Genomic DNA, 15993 nt, shown 5'->3' with positions numbered 1-15993 from the left:
AGGCGGCCGATACTCGCTGTCGCGCCTCCGACTACTTATCGATCTGTTCTTTCACGGCGATCACCGCCACCGGCACATCGGTGCAGTGCACATCGAGTCCCAGGCCGATGGCGAGTTGGTAGTCCTGCGCGCCGCGACCCGGCCAGCCGTTGACCATGAGGCCGGCCTTCTGGGCCTCCTTGATCGACGCCCGCGACGATCCGTTGATCTGACAAGCGATGCGGTCGGCGCCGACGGCCTTGGCCTTCTGGATGAACTCGGCCGAGCAGGGCTTGCCGGCGATCAGCGACATCGGAGCAGCGGGAGCGATCGCGTCGATCGCCTTGAGGGGGCGCTCATCGAACGAGGAATAGACATAGACGGAGCCCTTCGCCTTCTTCTTTTCCGCAGCCGTATACAGCTTCTGGCAGTACTCGGAAATCCGGTCGTTGGGGTAGAGGTCCTTGTTGCTGACCTTCATCTCCCACTCGATGTAGACATCCGGCTTGTCGGCGAAGTAGTCGAGCAATTCGTCGAGGAACAGCATCTTCTGTCCCTTCTTCTTCGTCGTCACGTCCCGTAGCTCGGCCGCAGTCTTGTGTTCTACGGAACCAGTTCCGTTGTGGGTGCGGTCGAGAGTATCGTCGTGCAGGATCACGAGGACGCCGTCCTTCGTCATCCGCACATCGGTTTCGAAGCCACGGATTCCCCGCTCGTAACACGCACGGAAGCCTTCCATCGTGTTTTCTTCGTATTCGTAGGCCCCGCCGCGATGCGCCAGGATGATCGGGGTCTTCTCCCCCCCGGACGCAGGGTGCGCGCCGACGAGGGCGACGAGGGCACTGCCCAGGACAACGAGGGATCCGAGAAACCGTCGAACGTTCATCGAAAGCGCTTTCCGTGATCAGGATCTCAGGAGTGCAATGACATCGGCGACGCAGTGATCCAGTTCGGCCACTACGTCGCCCGACTACAGGGGTGAATTAATCCCAGGCCAGCGGCTTCTTCCACGCGGCACGCAGGTCCTCGATGCCGGCGTCGATGACGGTCGCCCCGCCACTGGTGATGACGACACGGCCGGAATCCGAGACCGTTCCGATCTTCACCGGAGGCATCAGTCCAGCGGACGAGAACGCGGTCAGGAATTGGTCCCGATCGCCCACGGCCACTTCGGCCACGAAGCGGGTATTGCTCTCGGAGTAGAGCAGGGCGATCGGCGGAAGCTTTGCCACGCTGGCGGCCTCGGCGACATCCGCCTGGATGCCGCGTCCCCCCGCGAACGCCATCTCCGCCAGCGCGACCGCGAGGCCGCCTTCACTGAGATCGTGACAGGCGCGGACCAGGCATCTTTTCATCGCGCCATGCAGCGCAGTCAGGACTTCCGGAGCCGTTTTGAGGTCGACCTTCGGAACGGCGTTCCATCCGTCGGCCGGAATCTCCTGCGGCTTCGCGGAACCGGTCTGCTCGAGGACGAGCGACAGGTGGCTGCCGCCAAACTCGGCGGCGGTGGCGCCGATGAGAAACAGCTCGTTGCCGGGCGACTTGAGATCCATCGTGACGGCGTGCGCCACGTCTTCGATCTGCCCCATGGCGCTGATGAGCAGCGAGGAGGGGATCGCAATTGTGCGCGGGCCTTCGTTCGTCGTGTAGGTGAACTCGTTGTTGAGCGAGTCCTTTCCGCTGACGAACGGCGTCTGGTATGCGAGGGCCGCGTCGTGGCAGCCGATCGCCGCCCGCACCAGCGAGCCGAGCGTTTCAGGCTTCTCGGTGTTGCCCCAGCAGAAGTTGTCGAGGATGGCCGTCCTCTTCGGGTCGGCCCCGGTCGCAACACAGTTCCGCAGCGCCTCGTCGATCGCCGAGCAGGCCATCCAGTACGGGTCATAGTCGCCATAGCGGGGATTCATGCCGTTGGAGACGACGACGCCGCGCGGCGAGTGCTGGGTGGGACGCACAACGGCCGCATCGGACGGGCCGTCGTGGTGTACGCCGATGAGCGGCTTCACCACGCTGCCTCCCTGCACCTCGTGATCGTACTGCCGGATGATCCACTCCTTGGAGCAGACATTCAGCGAGCCAAGAATCTCAAACAGGGCCTGCTGCCCAAGGGAGCCCTTCGTGGAGAACGGCTTTGCCTTGCGGGGAATGATCGATCCCGGGGCGGTCGACTGCGGCTTGAAAACCGCCTCGCGAACGACCGGCGGGCGCCCTTCGTGCAGGAACTCCATCGAGATCCGGCCGACTTCCTGGCCGTTGTAGTTCAGGATCAACTGCCCGTCGTTCCGGAACTGCCCAATGACCGAGGCCTCGACTCCTTCCGACGCGCAGAGGGCATGGAATTCGTCCCACTGCTTCGGCGACACGGCCAGGACCATTCGTTCCTGCGCTTCGGAGATCCAGATCTCGGTGTAGGAAAGGCCGGCATATTTCAGCGGGGCTTTTTCCAGCCACACGTCGGCGCCCGTCTCTTCTCCCATCTCCCCGACGGCGCTGGAAAATCCCCCCGCGCCGCAATCGGTGATGGCGTTGAACAGCCCCTTGTCGCGGGCTTTCAGGACGACCTCCAGCACCATCTTCTCGACGACCGCGTTCCCGATCTGGACCGCGCCGCCGGAGATCGACTCGCTCTCATGCGTCAGTTCGGCGCTCGAGAATGTTGCTCCGTGAATGCCGTCACGGCCGGTACGGCCGCCGACCGTGACCACGTAATCGCCCGGGTGGACCGTCTTTTCGGCCATTCCGACCGGAAGCAGGGCGACGTTGCCGCAATAGACCAGTGGGTTACCGAGGTAACGGTCGTCGAAGAAGACGGCGCCGTTCACCGTGGGGATGCCCATCCGGTTTCCGTAGTCGCGGACCCCGGAAACGACGCCCCGCATGACGGTGCGGGGGTGCAGCGTTCCGGCAGGGAGGTTCTCGAACGGGAAGTTGGGCGGTGCGAAGCAGAACACATCGGTGCTGCAGATCGGCTTGGCGCCCATTCCCGTTCCCATCGGGTCGCGGATGACGCCGCCGAGTCCGGTGTTGGCGCCGCCGTAAGGCTCAATCGCCGACGGGTGGTTGTGCGTTTCGACCTTCATGCAGATGTCGAATTCGTCCGTGAATTTGACGACACCCGCGTTGTCGCGGAACACGCTGACGCACCAGTCGTCCTTGCCGGCCTTGTCCCGCAGGGTCTGTGTCGCGGCGAAAACCGTTTCCTTGAGCAGGTTCTCGAACTGCCGTTCGCCGTTCTCGTCGCGATAGCGGATCCGGCCGCGGAGCGTCTTGTGGGAGCAGTGTTCGCTCCACGTCTGGGCGACGGTTTCGAGCTCGATGTCGGTCGGATCGCGATCCAGCTTCTTGAAGTATGCCTGGATCGTCTGCATCTCGGTCAGGCTCAGGTACAGCTGACCTTCTTTGCTGAGCCGCGTCAGGTCGGCGTCGGACATCCCGCGAATGCCGACGGTCACCAGTTTGAACTGGTAGTCGCTGCCGATGGCCAGGCTGGCAAGGGGCAGGGGGCCTGCGACCACATGCTCGATCGCGTCGTTTGCCAGGATCTTGGAGCTGAGCCGCGCGAGGTGCTCGGCGGCGAGGGAGCCGGTGATGTAGTACTTCCGGCAGGTCGCGACGGACGAGACGGCCACGCCCAGTCCGGCGATCGCTTCCTGGGCCGTGTGACCGACGTTGTCCGTCACACCTGGTTTGAACAGGACGTTCAGCAACGTCGAGCCGTTCGCGCGGGCGTCCGCGGCCGCGGGAAGCTTCCGGACAAATGCCGACTCCACGACTCCGTCCACAAGCAGCGGCTGCAGTCTGGCGACCTGCGCCTCCGCGAGGTCTCCCTCGATCAGGAAGGACCGGGCTGAGCGCACATTCGTCAGCGAATCGATGCCCAAGGCCCTGGCATCCGCCAGGACCCGCTGACCTTCACGATCAGTTTCCCCGTCGCGGGGCTGAATCTCCACTTCCCAGAGCATGAATCCGCCGTGCTGTTTCTAAGACGCTGAGGCTGATGAGGCCGGGGCCTGCATTCCTATCGGTTTCTACGCGAATGACCGCCCGATTTCCACGAGCCCTGCCGGTTCCGCCCTCGCGGGCGCCCCCTCCGGCGGCGAATTCGCCTGGCTGCGGTTCCATTGGAGCGGGTCACGGCGGCTTGAGGCGCTGCTCCGGCGGGCGAGTCGTCGTCCTTCGGAGGTCAACGCTGGACTCCGGCGAATCCACGTCCGTAGCATGCACCGGCGTCCATCTCTCTCCGCATTTTCCTTCGGAATCGCTCGTGTCTTCCCCTTCCGACGACGCCCCCCGCCCGGAGTCCGTTGCGACGGCGCCGGACGGGCCGAAAGCGCAAACGACTCCTGATGACGAACTTCCGGATTGGGAACCGCTCACGCCAGAGCTTGTCGAGGACGAAGCGATCCGTGGCGACGCAATGCTGCGGCATTCCGTCCTGCTGTTGGCCGTCCTGCTGAGTTGGACGCAGATTGCCGACACCTCGCTGCTGGTCCGCCTCGCATCCGGCGCGTTCATGGTGGAGAATGGCTTCCTTCCGCCGAAAACTGATCCCTTCTCCGTCTCGGCGGAAGGGCGCCAGTGGATTAATCTTGGCTGGCTCGCAGACCACGCCCTCGGCGCGGTCTATCGCGCGGGCGGCATGCTCGGGCAGAATTTCTACCTCGCTGGAAAAAGCCTCACGTTGTGGGCCGTCATGCTCGGTCTGCTGACTTTCTGGATTCTCTCCCGAATCACCCTCGCCCGAATTCCGACGTGGTGGAATTCCATCGCAGCGGCGCTTGCCCTGATCGCCGTTTTTCCGACTCTGACGGCCGGTCCCGTCAGTATCACTTTGCTGGGCGCATCGCTTCTGATGTGGCTTCTGCACCGAGCCGATGATGCGACAAAGGCTCCCTCGCTGCTGCTGTTCGGGGCCCTGTTCCTGTTCTGGAGCAATCTCGATGCTCTGGCCTGGGTCGGCCTCGCCCTAATCTGGGGAGCGGGAATCGGCAGGTTCCTGACAACCGGTGAGCGTCTCGGCGCAGCGTCAGGGGACAGGACCTTCCTGCTCAAAGCCGCGGGCGTCGCGACGGTCGCCGCCCTGATCCACCCCTTCCATTGGCATGTTCTGGAATCGCCGCTCGTCCTGTTCCAGTCGGAGCTTCCCGAAGCCCGTGCCTATGGTTCGATAGGTCCACATTTTCGCTGGATGCTGTTTCCCGCCAACGATCCGGCGTTCTGGTCGACCCTCGAATGGCCTGTCGGCGCCGGAGTGCTCCTCGCGTTCCTGACTCTCGTCACGCTGCTGCTCAACTCAAGCCGCGTGCCGCTCACGCACGTCGCGCTGTTCGTTGTCGCAAACGGGCTCGCATTCTCGGCGGGCCTCTTGCTTCCGGCTGCTTCGATCGTCAACGCCGTGCTGGCCAGCCTGAACGGCCAAGCCTGGTACTCACGCACGTTCCGACAGACCTACTCGGTCGCCTGGTCGGAACTCGCGTTTTCGCGGGCGGGACGGGCCATCACCGTGCTCGGGCTGTTCACCCTGGCATATCTGATGATCAACGGTGCGCTGCCGGGTGTTGCCGGCCGGCGCCTCGGCCTCGGATTCGACTGGCGAATCCGGACCGCGATCGAAAGCTACGCCACACTGGCAGCGAATACGGACGACCCGAAAGCCTTCAACGGCCGTCCCGATCATGGCGACCTCATGATCTGGAGCGGCATGCGTCCGTTCAACGACTCCCGTCTTGCGCTCTTTTCCCGGGGGGGCGAGAACCTTCTCAAGCTGCACCGCGATGTCTTCCGTGCCTTGCAGGTCGTCCAAGAGAATGTCCCCGGAACAGGAAAGCCGGAACTCTGGAAAGAAGTCCTCGACCGCTATCAGCTCAAGCACATTTACGCCCGACTCACCGGTGACGACGGCTTTGCAAAATACAGCCTGCTCCAACGGCTGATGCTGAACCCGGAACTGAAGCTCGCGGCGGTCGATGCCGCGGCCGCGCGCCTGGATCGCGCCGACGCACAGGCCGGAACACCCCCCCCGGCTGCTCCGCAGGTCGGAATCGATTTCATTCAACTCGCGTTTCGCGGCGAAGATGTCCCCTTTACGGAAGTCCCCGGATGGCCTCGTGAACTGACCACCTACGAGCGCTGGTTGATTCAGCCGGAGCCGGCCATTCCGCTCGAGGGACAGCTTTCCCAGCACTACTCCTATCTCGCGAATGAGCTTGCGTCCCGCCTTCCGGCGACATCGAAACCGGGAGAGACCGCACATGCGCTCAGGATCCTTGCGATCCGAATGACGCAGCGTTCGCTGGTTCAGGATCCCAACACGCCTCAGGTCCATCGCGTCTTGCGCGACGTGTACCGGGCGATCCTCGGAGGCGAGCAGAGTTTTGGCCAGTTTGGCAACTTAAACGAGCTCCGTGTCCGCCAGCTACTTGCTGCCGAATATTTCTCGCTTCTCACGTCCGCCGCGCTCCCGGCCGATCACGAGCAACTGGCCTACGCACTGGCGGCCGTGGGCTACCGCGACGTCGCACTCGAACATCTGCAGGCCGTCTATCGCCAGACCGGATCGTGGACCTCCCTGGGCCGCAATCATCCCAACTTCAACCAGGCGCGCACGGAGAACCAGACTCTGCTCAAGCAGCTGGAAACGAGCGTCAAGGAAGTTCAGGCGAACGCAAATCGTGAGATTCAGCGGGGTGAAGACCCGATCGCCGTTGCCCGCGCCGCATTCGATGCCGGATGTCCGAGGTTCGCGCTGACGATTCTCGAGCCACTGGAACCCCAGATCGTTCAGGATCCGATGGCCTCCATGCTTCACGCCCAGGTGCTGATGGCGGTCGGCCGGATCGAGGAATGCTGGGAGCGGCTGGAGGGGATCGAATCGCTCTTTCCGCCCGACGTGCGGAGCGCTCCCGGCGTCAACGACATCAAGTCGATCTGGCGCTCCCAGACCGCCATCGCCAACATGATTCGGGGCGACGTGAACCGCGCGGTCGACCTCTGGACCGACGAGGCCCGGCAGCTCAGCGAGTCGTCGGTCCGCGGCGCGCTCGACAACGTTCCCCTCGCGGCGGCTTTGCCCCCTCGGCAGGATCTCCTCGCGTTTGTTGGAGGTCGCGTCGCCGCCGAAGTCCTCTTCACATTCCCCGAGCGGTGGGGCAGCGTGCAGATGCTTCTGGCCGTCTCGGAGATCGAGCATGGCCAGCTCTCTGAAGCCCGCTCGGCCGTGAAAAGAATCTTCGATGTCGCGCCCCGCGCCAGCATCAGGCCTCTGGCCGCGTATTATTACGGCATCCTGACGGGTGAGACCGTCTCCCCGCAGCCTCCGGCTCCCGAGGTTGGAGACGATCAGCCGATGTACCAGGAGAACGGCGAACGAGCGACTGCGGTCGCCCCGGACAAGCCGCCCATGCCCGTCGAGCCAGGAGCTCCAATGGGGGCTCCGTCGGCCGATGAGGCGACGTCTCCGCCGGCCCCTCCGGTGGCGACGATGCCTCCGGATGGAATGTAAAGCGTCCAAACGGTCCGACTTGCCGGATCGACCGTTGCAAACCGACCGGATCTCGCGATCGCGAGAGCGTTTCTTCCTTCCGATCCCCTCCGCGACCTGCTGAAATCCTCGGTAGTGTGATTTCCCTCGTCTTTCCTGCGTTCAATGACCGTCCTTCGCCAAATCCTCGAGAACAAGCCGTTCTGTCTCTCCATTGAGATCTTTCCCCCGAAATCTGCGGACGCAGACTCGGCCCTGTGGGAGAATCTCGAGCGGCTGATGCCTTACGGCCCGTCGTTCGTGTCGTGCACCTATGGGGCAGGCGGCAGCACGCGCAACCGGACGGTTGAACTCTGCCGCGAAATCCGCACCCGCTTCAACGTTCCGGCGACCGCGCATTTCACCTGCGTCGGCTCGACGATCCCGGAACTGACCGATTGGCTCGATGTGGCCGCGGAGGCCGGCATTCAGAACTTCATGGCGCTGCGGGGCGATCCGCCCCGCGGCCAGGAAGGGTTCAAGCCGGTCGATGGAGGTCTGAGCTATGCCAATGAGCTTGTCGGGCTGATCCGGAAGACCAAGCCGCAGTCCGGAATCGGCGTCGCCGGGTATCCCGAGAAGCATCCGGAGGCGCCCGACCACGATGTCGACCTGTCGAACCTCAAGCGCAAGGTCGATGCGGGAGCCGACGCCGTCTTCACGCAGCTCTTTTTCGACAACGCGAGCTTCCTCCGTTTCCGCGATCGTTGCCGGGCTGCCGGAATCACGATCCCAATCATTCCCGGCATCATGCCGATCACCGAGTTCGCGCGCATCAAACGCATCACTCAGATGTGCGGCGCGGCATTCCCCGAGGCGCTCGCGGCGAGGCTGGAAGCGGTGCAGGACGATCTGGATGCCCAATTCAAGATCGGAGTCGAGTTCGCCATCGAGCAGTGCCGGGAGCTCTGCCGGGAAGGGGCGCAGGGAATTCACTTCTATGCGCTGAACCGTTCCTCGGCCTGCGAGCAGATTCTGGACGCCCTCGACCAGCCAGGCGCGGCCCGGAAGCCTGCCTGAATCCGATCGGCTCCCCGCCATGCCGACGCTCCGGTGAACAACGCTCCCCTGATCCTCGCCTCCCGATCGCCGCGCCGGTCGGAACTTCTGGGCCTGCTGGTCCGCCCTGAGCGAATCGTCATTCGCCCGCCGGCCAGCGCCGACGAACCGGGCTTCGACGACTGCCAGACGATCAACGCCGTCCAGGACCGACTGCTGGAGATCGCCCGGATGAAGCGCGTGGCCGTCCGATCCGAGAGTAGCGATCTGCCAGATGCCTCCATCCTCGCGGCCGACACTACGATCGTGGCCGAATCACGCACGGGCGACCTCGCAGTGCTCGGGCAGCCGCCGCGCGAGTCGCCATCGCGGCCCACCGTGCGGCGATGGTTCGACGAGTTCTATTTCCACAGGCCGCATGTCGCGATGACGGCTGTCACGATCGAGCGGGCGGATGGACGGACGGCCGAGTGCATCGCGGTGACGACCGTGAGCTTCAACCGGTCGCGGGCCGACTGGCTCGACTGGTATCTCTCGACGAGCGAGCCCGACGGAAAGGCCGGGGGCTACGCCATCCAGGGCCTGGCCAGCATGTTCGTCGACCGCATTGAAGGAAGCCTGACGAACGTCGTCGGCCTGCCGCTGGCGGAGACGCGCCAACTCCTGCTCGACATGGAACTGGTCTAGATCGACTGGCCACTCGCACTCGTCGCGGTCTCGAAGCCTTGTCCGCCAGCCCTGGTGAAGGCCCTGTGCGGCGTGATGCGAGATGTGTGACGACCTGTGACGGAGACCTGTGACAGCAGAAAATGGTCTGAACCATTGGGAATTGCTGACCTGTGACACCTGTGACATGTGTGACAAGTTTTTGAGGTCTTCTGCGCTTCGTCTCGCCGGGTGGATCACTCGTCAGTCCTGAATTGCCAAAGAACGAGCCCTCTCCCAGTCCGGGAGCGGTTGCGCGCGGGGCCGGATTCCGCGTATCGGGCCATCAGGGGTGCTGGCCGGATCGCTGCGGGGGGGCGGGAACCTGGGACGATTCTCAGCGGCGGGCGGCACTCTGATTGAGGTCCGGCGCCTCAGGGCTTCGTCGCGCCGGGCCCCCCGGTCCGTGCCCTCGCGGCGCGTTCGGCATCAACGGCGTGCGGCGCCTGTGCCGGCTGCCGGGCCGGCTGGTCGATCCGTCCCCCCGGAGCCGAATGAGGCTCGTCGTAGTAGTGCGCATCGCCGAAATCGTAGTCGTCGCCGTAATCGTCGTAGTGGCAGATGTAGCCCGGCTGCTGCGCCAGTACGAGTTCGTTCTCGTACGCCTCGACCACCCTGGCCTGGATCTGGTCGCGGCACTCGGAATTGATCGGGTGCGCGATGTCGGCGTACAGCTTCGCCCGGCCGTCCGAGCCGCGGTTGACACGTTCACCGGCAAGTTTCTTTCCGCAATGGTTGCAATAGGCCGAGCGGAGCGTGTTCTTGCCGCCGCACTTTGAGCAGCGATCGGTCAGCTTCCGGCTGGGCATCGCGACAAAGGGCCCTTTGCTCCCCTTGATGATCTTGAGATCCCGGATAACAAAACACGAATCGAACGTGATCGAACAGAACGCGAGCAGGCGGTCCTGCGGATCGCTCATCAGCTTGATGCGGACTTCACTGACTCGCATGGGTGTCTCCTCCTTGTGTCTTCCATCACGTCGCCGAACGATCCTCCAAGAATCGCTCTCACACACCTCCGGATCGCGGCCGACGTCAAACGGCCGTTCGCGCCACAAACACGTCCTTCACTCCCTGCTGCTTCAAGCGCCGCGCGGCACGAGTGGCCTGCTCGCGATGGGCAGCCACGCCGAAACAGGCCGATCCGCTCCCGGTCATCTGGGCACGGAACAGGGACATCGCCTGCAGTCGATCGAGCAGGTCCGAGATCTCCGGAGACAGTTCCCGTGACGGCCTCTGGAGGTCGTTACTCAACAGGTTCGCGATCAGTCCGGGATGTCCCTGCGCGGCGGCGTCCACGATGGCGCGGCTGTCCGCCCTTCCGCAGTCTGCGAGGTCGAGCTGCCGGAAGACGGCCGCCGTGGAGAGTCCGCGATCCGGTTTCGCGATGACGAACCACAGCGGGCAGGCAAGTGGTTGCGGCTCGACCACCTCGCCCCGCCCCCGACAGATCGCCAGGGGAGGGGAGTCCAGAAAGAAGTTGATGTCGCTCCCGAGCTGAGCGGCCAGGGGATGGAGTTCGGAGGACGAGAGTCGAAGGTCCCAGAATGCGTTCAGCCCGACGAGCGCTGCGGCGGCATCGCTCGAGCCCCCTCCCATGCCGGCCTGCATCGGAATGCGCTTGATGAGCCGCATCACGGCCCCGTGTTTGACTCCTGCCGTCGACTTCAGCAGCGCGGCGGCACGCATCACCAGGTTCGAATCATCACCGGGAAGTGTTCCGGACTCCCCCTCGCATGTCAGCTCGAGCCGATCGTCGTGAGGCTCGATGACGAGCGTGTCGTAGAGGCCGACCGAGACCATCACGGTTTCCAACTCGTGATAGCCATCAGGCCGCCGGCCAAGGACCGACAGAGACAGATTTAGTTTTGCCGGCGCATCGACGACAAGCGCCGAGCCGATCCATCTGCTGCGCATCCGTGCCCGTTCCTGTTGTAGGGGCTCATGGTGCTTGACCTCAGCGGCTGCGGAGTCCATCGCAAGACCGCTGGATATTCGAACGATCGCGGCCTTCGCCACGGCGATCAGCGGTCTTCGTCACGAGCTTCTACCGTCCCGAATCTCGCACGGAACGGTGTGTGAGGAGTGAAGAGCGCGTCGTTCCCTGCATGCTAAACCCGCGAGGGATGGTGTCAATATGCTCTCGCCGTCTGACGCCGGCGACATGTCGCAACCCGCTCCCGCCTATCGGTTTCGGTCTGATGAAGTTGCGATTCACTCAAGAACCGGCAGGTCCCAGACCACTCCGCAGCGCAGCGGGCCCTCGACAGGAAAAGTCCACTGGCCGGCGTTGCCATCGAGAATCGCGAACTCGCGGGCAAATCGATTCCGAACGCCCGATCGAGGCCAAAGGGCTGGCGGTTCATTGAGGAATGCCTCTCCCGCAATGGCCCGAGAGACCGATTCCATCGCCCTGGCGTCGACTCCGACGACGATCGCACTCCCCGGCGCCTGGATCTGTGGACCGCGCACCACCTCATGGCCCGCCAGGAGGTCGTTGGAACCGGGCGGTCCAGTCGGCCGCGACTGCATCAGGGCCGATGACCTGCGCCATTCCAGCGGGTTTGAAGTGCCCGAAGTCGTCCGGGGCCACAGCGCCCGAACCGCAGCTTCCCGAACCGCCAGGTGCCCCCGAACCTTCCAGGCTCCCAGATTGCCCACAATCACCATGGCCGCCGCAAGCAGCATCCAGATGGGCAGCGCGAGCACCAGTTCGACCGGCGCCAATCCGCGACGCTCCGGGCGGCGATTCGCTCGACGTCCTCGCGACCTGTGCTGCAACGGTCCCTCACAATCCACGCAAGCGCGGCAGAAAGGGCAAGCGGGATTGACCGCATTCGCCCTGCTGTCATAAGAACCCGCCCGAATCTGACGAACTCCCGCGCCCAGCGTCAATCTCGGTCCCGCAGTCTTTCGGCCAACCCGTGCCGCTCCTCCAGCGCTATATCCTCAGCGAGCTGACGCGAACATTCCTGTTCGTGCTGCTGTGTCTGACGCTGCTGGTCAACGTCGTCGGCGTCTTCCAGACAGCGACCGAGCGCGGACTTGCCGCGCCGCAGGTCTGGGAGGTGCTGCCGTTCATCGTGCCGAGCATGATGCCGTTCACGATTCCGGCAGCCCTGCTGCTGACGGTTTGCCTCGTCTACGGCCGGATGGCGGGCGACCAGGAGGTGACCGCCGCCAAGGCGGCGGGGGTCAGCGTGATGACGGTTCTCTGGCCGTCGATCCTCCTCGGGGCGGCCCTCAGCGCCGTCTGCTTCGCCCTGACCGACCGGGTCATTCCCTGGGCACTCGACCAGATGGAACTCCGCATCGTCCAGATGGTGGAAGACGTATTCTTCGAGCGGTTGCGCACCGACCGTTCCTTCGTCGACCGGCAGCGGGGGCTCGAGATCACCATTCTCGACATCCGTGGGAAAACGCTGATCTCTCCGGTGATCTGCTACAAGCGAAAGGATGGCCGGGTTCAGAAGATCTATGCCGACGAGGCGACGATCTCCCTCGACGTCAAACGGCAGCTTGCCGAGATCCACATCAAGTACGGCTCGATCAATCTGGGGGACCATCAGCGGATCAACGTCACCGACGAATCGTTTCCATTCTCGCTCGCGAACGAGATCGGGAAGCCCAAGCCCCGCAACCTGCCGATCGAGGTGATCGATGAACAGGTCGTTACCGCGATCGCCGATGAGGAGCGGGCCCGGGAGCGGCAGACCGTGGACGCCCTCCTGGCGACCTCCTGGGGGGACTTCCACAAGCTTTCATCGCTTCAAAAGTGGCGAGCGAAGGCGCCCGGGCGGCACTCTTCGACCTACCACCGCCTGAAAACCGAAGTTCACAGCCGATACGCCATGTCGTGCAGCTGCCTGTTCTTCGTCCTGTTTGGCGGTCCGTTCGCCATCTACAAGGCCAAGAGCCAGTTCCTCACAAGCTTCCTGTACTGCTTCGTCCCGATCGTGGCGATCTATTACCCGCTGATCCTCGGGATCATGACTCAATCGAAGAAGGGGAATATCAACCCCGCCTGGGGGATGTGGCTGGGCAACCTCGGGCTGCTCGTCGCCTCGATCGTGATTCTGCGTCGCGTCCGCCGCCACTGATCTGCTGCCGTTCCCATCTAGCCTCGCCTGCGGCTTCTCCCTTACCTTCCGGACCTTAACCCTCCTGGATGGACCTCGGGTGTGACGTCATGGACTCGACGCCGATCGCCGCAGCAGCTCCCCAACCGCGCATCACGGCGCAGTCGGGGTCGCCGATTTCGCAGCTGGCCGAAGTCGGCGGCGTGGTTCCCGCATTGCTGGTCGCATTGATGCTCCTGGCGATCGTCTTCGTCGACGTCCCCCTCGCGTCAGTCATGAAAGGGGGATCGCTTCCGGATGGCATCGACAAATTCCTCGAGGCGGGCGAGCACTTTGGCACCTTCTACGGACACATCCTCGCCTTCCTGCTGATCGCGGCGCTCGATCCCGCGCACCGCCGCGGCATCGTGCGGCTTGCAGCAGCCGCCTGGTCGGCCGGGCTGACGGCGAACGTCGTTAAACTCTGCATCGCCCGCACGCGGCCCAAGTATTTCGATTTCAGCTCACTCACCGCCGGCCACGGATTTCTCGGTTTCGCCCCCGGGCTTTCTGGCGGTTCCCGGATTCAGAGCTTCCCCAGCGCCCACACGGCGACCGCCGTCGGCTTTGCGATTGCGCTGTCGCACCTTTACCCCCGCGGCCGAACGGTCTTCCTGCTGTTCGCCGGGATCGTGGGTCTGCAGCGGATTGCCACCAGCTCTCACTTTGCCAGCGACGTTCTTGCCGGCGCGTTCGTCGGCTGGATCGTCGGCCACGTGTTCACGTCGCAGAACTCACTCACCAGCCGCCTCGATGCGTTCGAGGCCACATCCCCATGAAGCGACACCTCGGACATCAGGCCCTCATCATTGCGGTCGCAGCGTGCAGCTATTTCACCGCACTCGGCGCGACGCGTCTGTGGGATGAAGACGAAGCGTTCTTCGCGACCGCAGCCGCAGAAATGCACCGGCACGACGACTGGATCGTTCCTACCTTCAACGAGGAACTGTTCGCCCACAAACCGCCGTTCATGTACTGGATGATGCGGCTCGGTTTCCTGATGTTCGGAGTCAACGAGCTCGGCGCGCGGTTCTTCTCCGCGGTGTTCGGCATCGCGACGGCGATCGTCACCTATCACCTCGGACGGCGGCTGTTCGACGCCCGGGCCGGCCTGTGGGCTGCACTGGCGCTTTCGACCTGCCTGATGTGGAGCATCGTCTCCCGCGCTTCGACCGCCGACGCCTACCTCGGCTTCTTTATCGCCCTGTCACTCCTGGTTTACGCCCGGGCCGTGTTCGCCCCGAGAGAGGATACGGAAGCCGTCGAAGTCCCCGTCGCGCCTTCGCTTGCCGCGACGCTCGACCGCTGGGTCCCGTCCGGTTGGACGACGATGGCCGGCATCTACGCCCTGATGGCCTTCGCTGTGCTCGTCAAAGGCCCGATCGGCATCCTCCTTCCCGGCGCGACGATCGGACTGTTCGTTCTCTGCCAGACTCCCAGCCCGAGCCAGATCGGCGACGGCCTCCTGAAACGCGGAATCGCGCGCCTGCGGACGATGATCCTCGCATTCCCCGCCACCTTCTGGCGCATGCGGCCGCTCACGGCCATCGCCGCGGTGCTCCTGATCGCGGGCCCGTGGTTCGTTGCCGTGGCCATCAAGACCGACGGAGCGTTCCTGAACGAATTCTTCGGCGTCCACAACTTCGGCCGATTCCTGAAGCCGATGGAGAATCACCGTGGACCGATCATCTACTACATTCCCGTCATCGCCATTGGCTTCTTCCCGTGGTCGATCTTCGCGATGCCGACGGCGCTGCACTCGGCCTTCGCCCCACGCGACCGTTCAAGACACCTGTTCGTCCTGTGCTGGGCCGGCTGGATGATCGGCTTCTTCTCGATCGCCAGCACCAAGCTCCCGAACTACGTTCTTCCCGCTTATCCGGCCCTGGCGCTGCTGACAGGCTCGTGGCTCGCAGCGTGGTCGGCCCGGAAAGATTTGCTCAGCGCCCGCTGGCCGAAACTTGCGTTCGGAACTCTCGCGACGGTGGGCGTGTTGCTGATCGCTTCTCTCCTGGGGGCGCCGCGTCTCGAAATTGGAGGCGAACCGCTGCTGTCGAAGCTCGGTGTGAACGCCGCGCTCGCCCCGGATCTTGGTCGCCTGTTCTGGCTGGGATTCGTCCCCCTCGCGGGAGGCGTGATCGCCATTGTGCTCGCGACGCGCGAGCGACGCGTCGCTGCCCTCTGGACGTCGATGGCAGCATCGACGCTGTTCACCGCCTCGGTCCTGATCGTTGCTGCGATCGCATTGAACCCGCACCAGACCAGCGCCCCGCTGGCGAGCGCCTTCCATCGCGCCGGCGACTCATCCGGCGGCGCGGTGCAGGTCGGGTCGTTCCGGCATTCACCCCCCAGCCTGATTTTCTACGCCGGCCAGCATGTCGAACGTCTCAAGTCGGCTGACGACGCTGCCGGTTATCTCTCAGGCGAAGGGCCGCGATTTCTCGTCACGACCGACGTCGGCCTCAAGCAACTGGAAGCCGAGTCGGACAAGACGATCCGCGTGATCGACCGCCGGCCGCGTTTTCCGAGAACAGGGGACGTGCTGCTGATCTCCTTTGATCGCACAGAAACCTCCGGCGCCCGGACCATCGAACAGGCGGCCTCCGAGATTCCTGAAATGCGGTGATTTCGACCGATCTCCGCACTTTCGTTCAACAGCCCGTATAATCCTCCCCG

Annotated in this window: 11 protein-coding genes; 6 read left to right on the top strand and 5 right to left on the bottom strand. The window is 64.0% G+C overall.

The window, feature by feature from the left end:
- Positions 1-31: 31 nt before the first annotated feature.
- Together Pan44_RS17065 and purL are read right to left on the bottom strand one after the other, a co-directional pair.
- Entirely contained in the window at positions 32-865 is an 834-nt protein-coding gene (locus Pan44_RS17065) for a glycerophosphodiester phosphodiesterase (protein WP_145031269.1), read from the bottom strand.
- A 97-nt stretch (positions 866-962) separates the two neighbouring features.
- Positions 963-3938, bottom strand: coding sequence for a phosphoribosylformylglycinamidine synthase subunit PurL (gene purL, locus Pan44_RS17060; protein WP_145031267.1), 2976 nt, complete (start codon positions 3936-3938; stop codon positions 963-965).
- Between the two features lie 302 nt (positions 3939-4240).
- On the opposite strand from purL, the gene Pan44_RS17055 reads away from it, so the two are divergent.
- The 3 genes from Pan44_RS17055 (at position 4241) to Pan44_RS17045 (ending at position 9181) form a co-directional block, all read left to right on the top strand.
- Positions 4241-7477 (top strand): hypothetical protein, encoded by a 3237-nt coding sequence (locus Pan44_RS17055; protein ID WP_145031265.1) that lies wholly within the window; start codon positions 4241-4243, stop codon positions 7475-7477.
- Between the two features lie 144 nt (positions 7478-7621).
- Positions 7622-8515: a methylenetetrahydrofolate reductase [NAD(P)H] gene (metF, locus tag Pan44_RS17050; RefSeq protein WP_145031263.1), complete on the top strand. Its 894-nt coding sequence runs from the start codon at positions 7622-7624 to the stop codon at positions 8513-8515.
- Positions 8516-8548: 33 nt separating this feature from the next.
- The gene (locus Pan44_RS17045; protein WP_197453407.1) at positions 8549-9181 is read left to right on the top strand and encodes a Maf family protein; all 633 of its coding nucleotides are present in this window, start codon (positions 8549-8551) and stop codon (positions 9179-9181) included.
- A gap of 392 nt (positions 9182-9573) precedes the next feature.
- Here Pan44_RS17045 and Pan44_RS17040 read toward each other — a convergent pair whose 3' ends face one another.
- The 3 genes from Pan44_RS17040 to Pan44_RS17030 form a co-directional block, all read right to left on the bottom strand.
- Positions 9574-10149: a SpoVG family protein gene (locus Pan44_RS17040; protein ID WP_145031259.1), complete on the bottom strand. Its 576-nt coding sequence runs from the start codon at positions 10147-10149 to the stop codon at positions 9574-9576.
- Positions 10150-10234: 85 nt separating this feature from the next.
- A complete protein-coding gene (gene ispE / locus Pan44_RS17035; protein ID WP_197453406.1) occupies positions 10235-11116 on the bottom strand; it encodes a 4-(cytidine 5'-diphospho)-2-C-methyl-D-erythritol kinase in 882 nt (293 codons plus the stop codon).
- Between the two features lie 297 nt (positions 11117-11413).
- Positions 11414-11926 carry a hypothetical protein gene (locus tag Pan44_RS17030; protein WP_145031256.1) on the bottom strand — a complete coding sequence of 171 codons (513 nt, stop codon included), beginning with the start codon at positions 11924-11926 and terminating at the stop codon, positions 11414-11416.
- Positions 11927-12123: 197 nt separating this feature from the next.
- Between Pan44_RS17030 and Pan44_RS17025 the strand changes: the two genes are divergently transcribed.
- From Pan44_RS17025 to Pan44_RS17015, 3 genes are all read left to right on the top strand, one after another.
- Positions 12124-13299, top strand: coding sequence for an LptF/LptG family permease (locus Pan44_RS17025; RefSeq protein ID WP_197453405.1), 1176 nt, complete (start codon positions 12124-12126; stop codon positions 13297-13299).
- Positions 13300-13388: 89 nt separating this feature from the next.
- Positions 13389-14096, top strand: coding sequence for a phosphatase PAP2 family protein (locus Pan44_RS17020; RefSeq protein WP_197453404.1), 708 nt, complete (start codon positions 13389-13391; stop codon positions 14094-14096).
- Entirely contained in the window at positions 14093-15943 is a 1851-nt protein-coding gene (locus tag Pan44_RS17015; RefSeq protein WP_145031250.1) for an ArnT family glycosyltransferase, read from the top strand. Before Pan44_RS17020 ends, Pan44_RS17015 begins: the two co-directional genes overlap by 4 nt.
- Positions 15944-15993 lie beyond the last annotated feature (50 nt).

It is taken from the genome of Caulifigura coniformis (assembly GCF_007745175.1).
GTDB lineage: Bacteria > Planctomycetota > Planctomycetia > Planctomycetales > Planctomycetaceae > Caulifigura > Caulifigura coniformis.
Note: the sequence above shows the minus strand (reverse complement) of the source record. Positions and strands in the feature narration are given on the sequence as shown.

Coding starts and splice junctions, on each gene's coding strand:
- Pan44_RS17065 (WP_145031269.1), bottom strand. CDS start 865: ATGAACGTTCGACGGTTTCTCGGATCCCTCGTTGTCCTGGGCAGTGCC.
- purL (WP_145031267.1), bottom strand. CDS start 3,938: ATGCTCTGGGAAGTGGAGATTCAGCCCCGCGACGGGGAAACTGATCGT.
- metF (WP_145031263.1), top strand. CDS start 7,622: ATGACCGTCCTTCGCCAAATCCTCGAGAACAAGCCGTTCTGTCTCTCC.
- Pan44_RS17040 (WP_145031259.1), bottom strand. CDS start 10,149: ATGCGAGTCAGTGAAGTCCGCATCAAGCTGATGAGCGATCCGCAGGAC.
- ispE (WP_197453406.1), bottom strand. CDS start 11,116: ATGCGCAGCAGATGGATCGGCTCGGCGCTTGTCGTCGATGCGCCGGCA.
- Pan44_RS17020 (WP_197453404.1), top strand. CDS start 13,389: ATGGACTCGACGCCGATCGCCGCAGCAGCTCCCCAACCGCGCATCACG.
- Pan44_RS17015 (WP_145031250.1), top strand. CDS start 14,093: ATGAAGCGACACCTCGGACATCAGGCCCTCATCATTGCGGTCGCAGCG.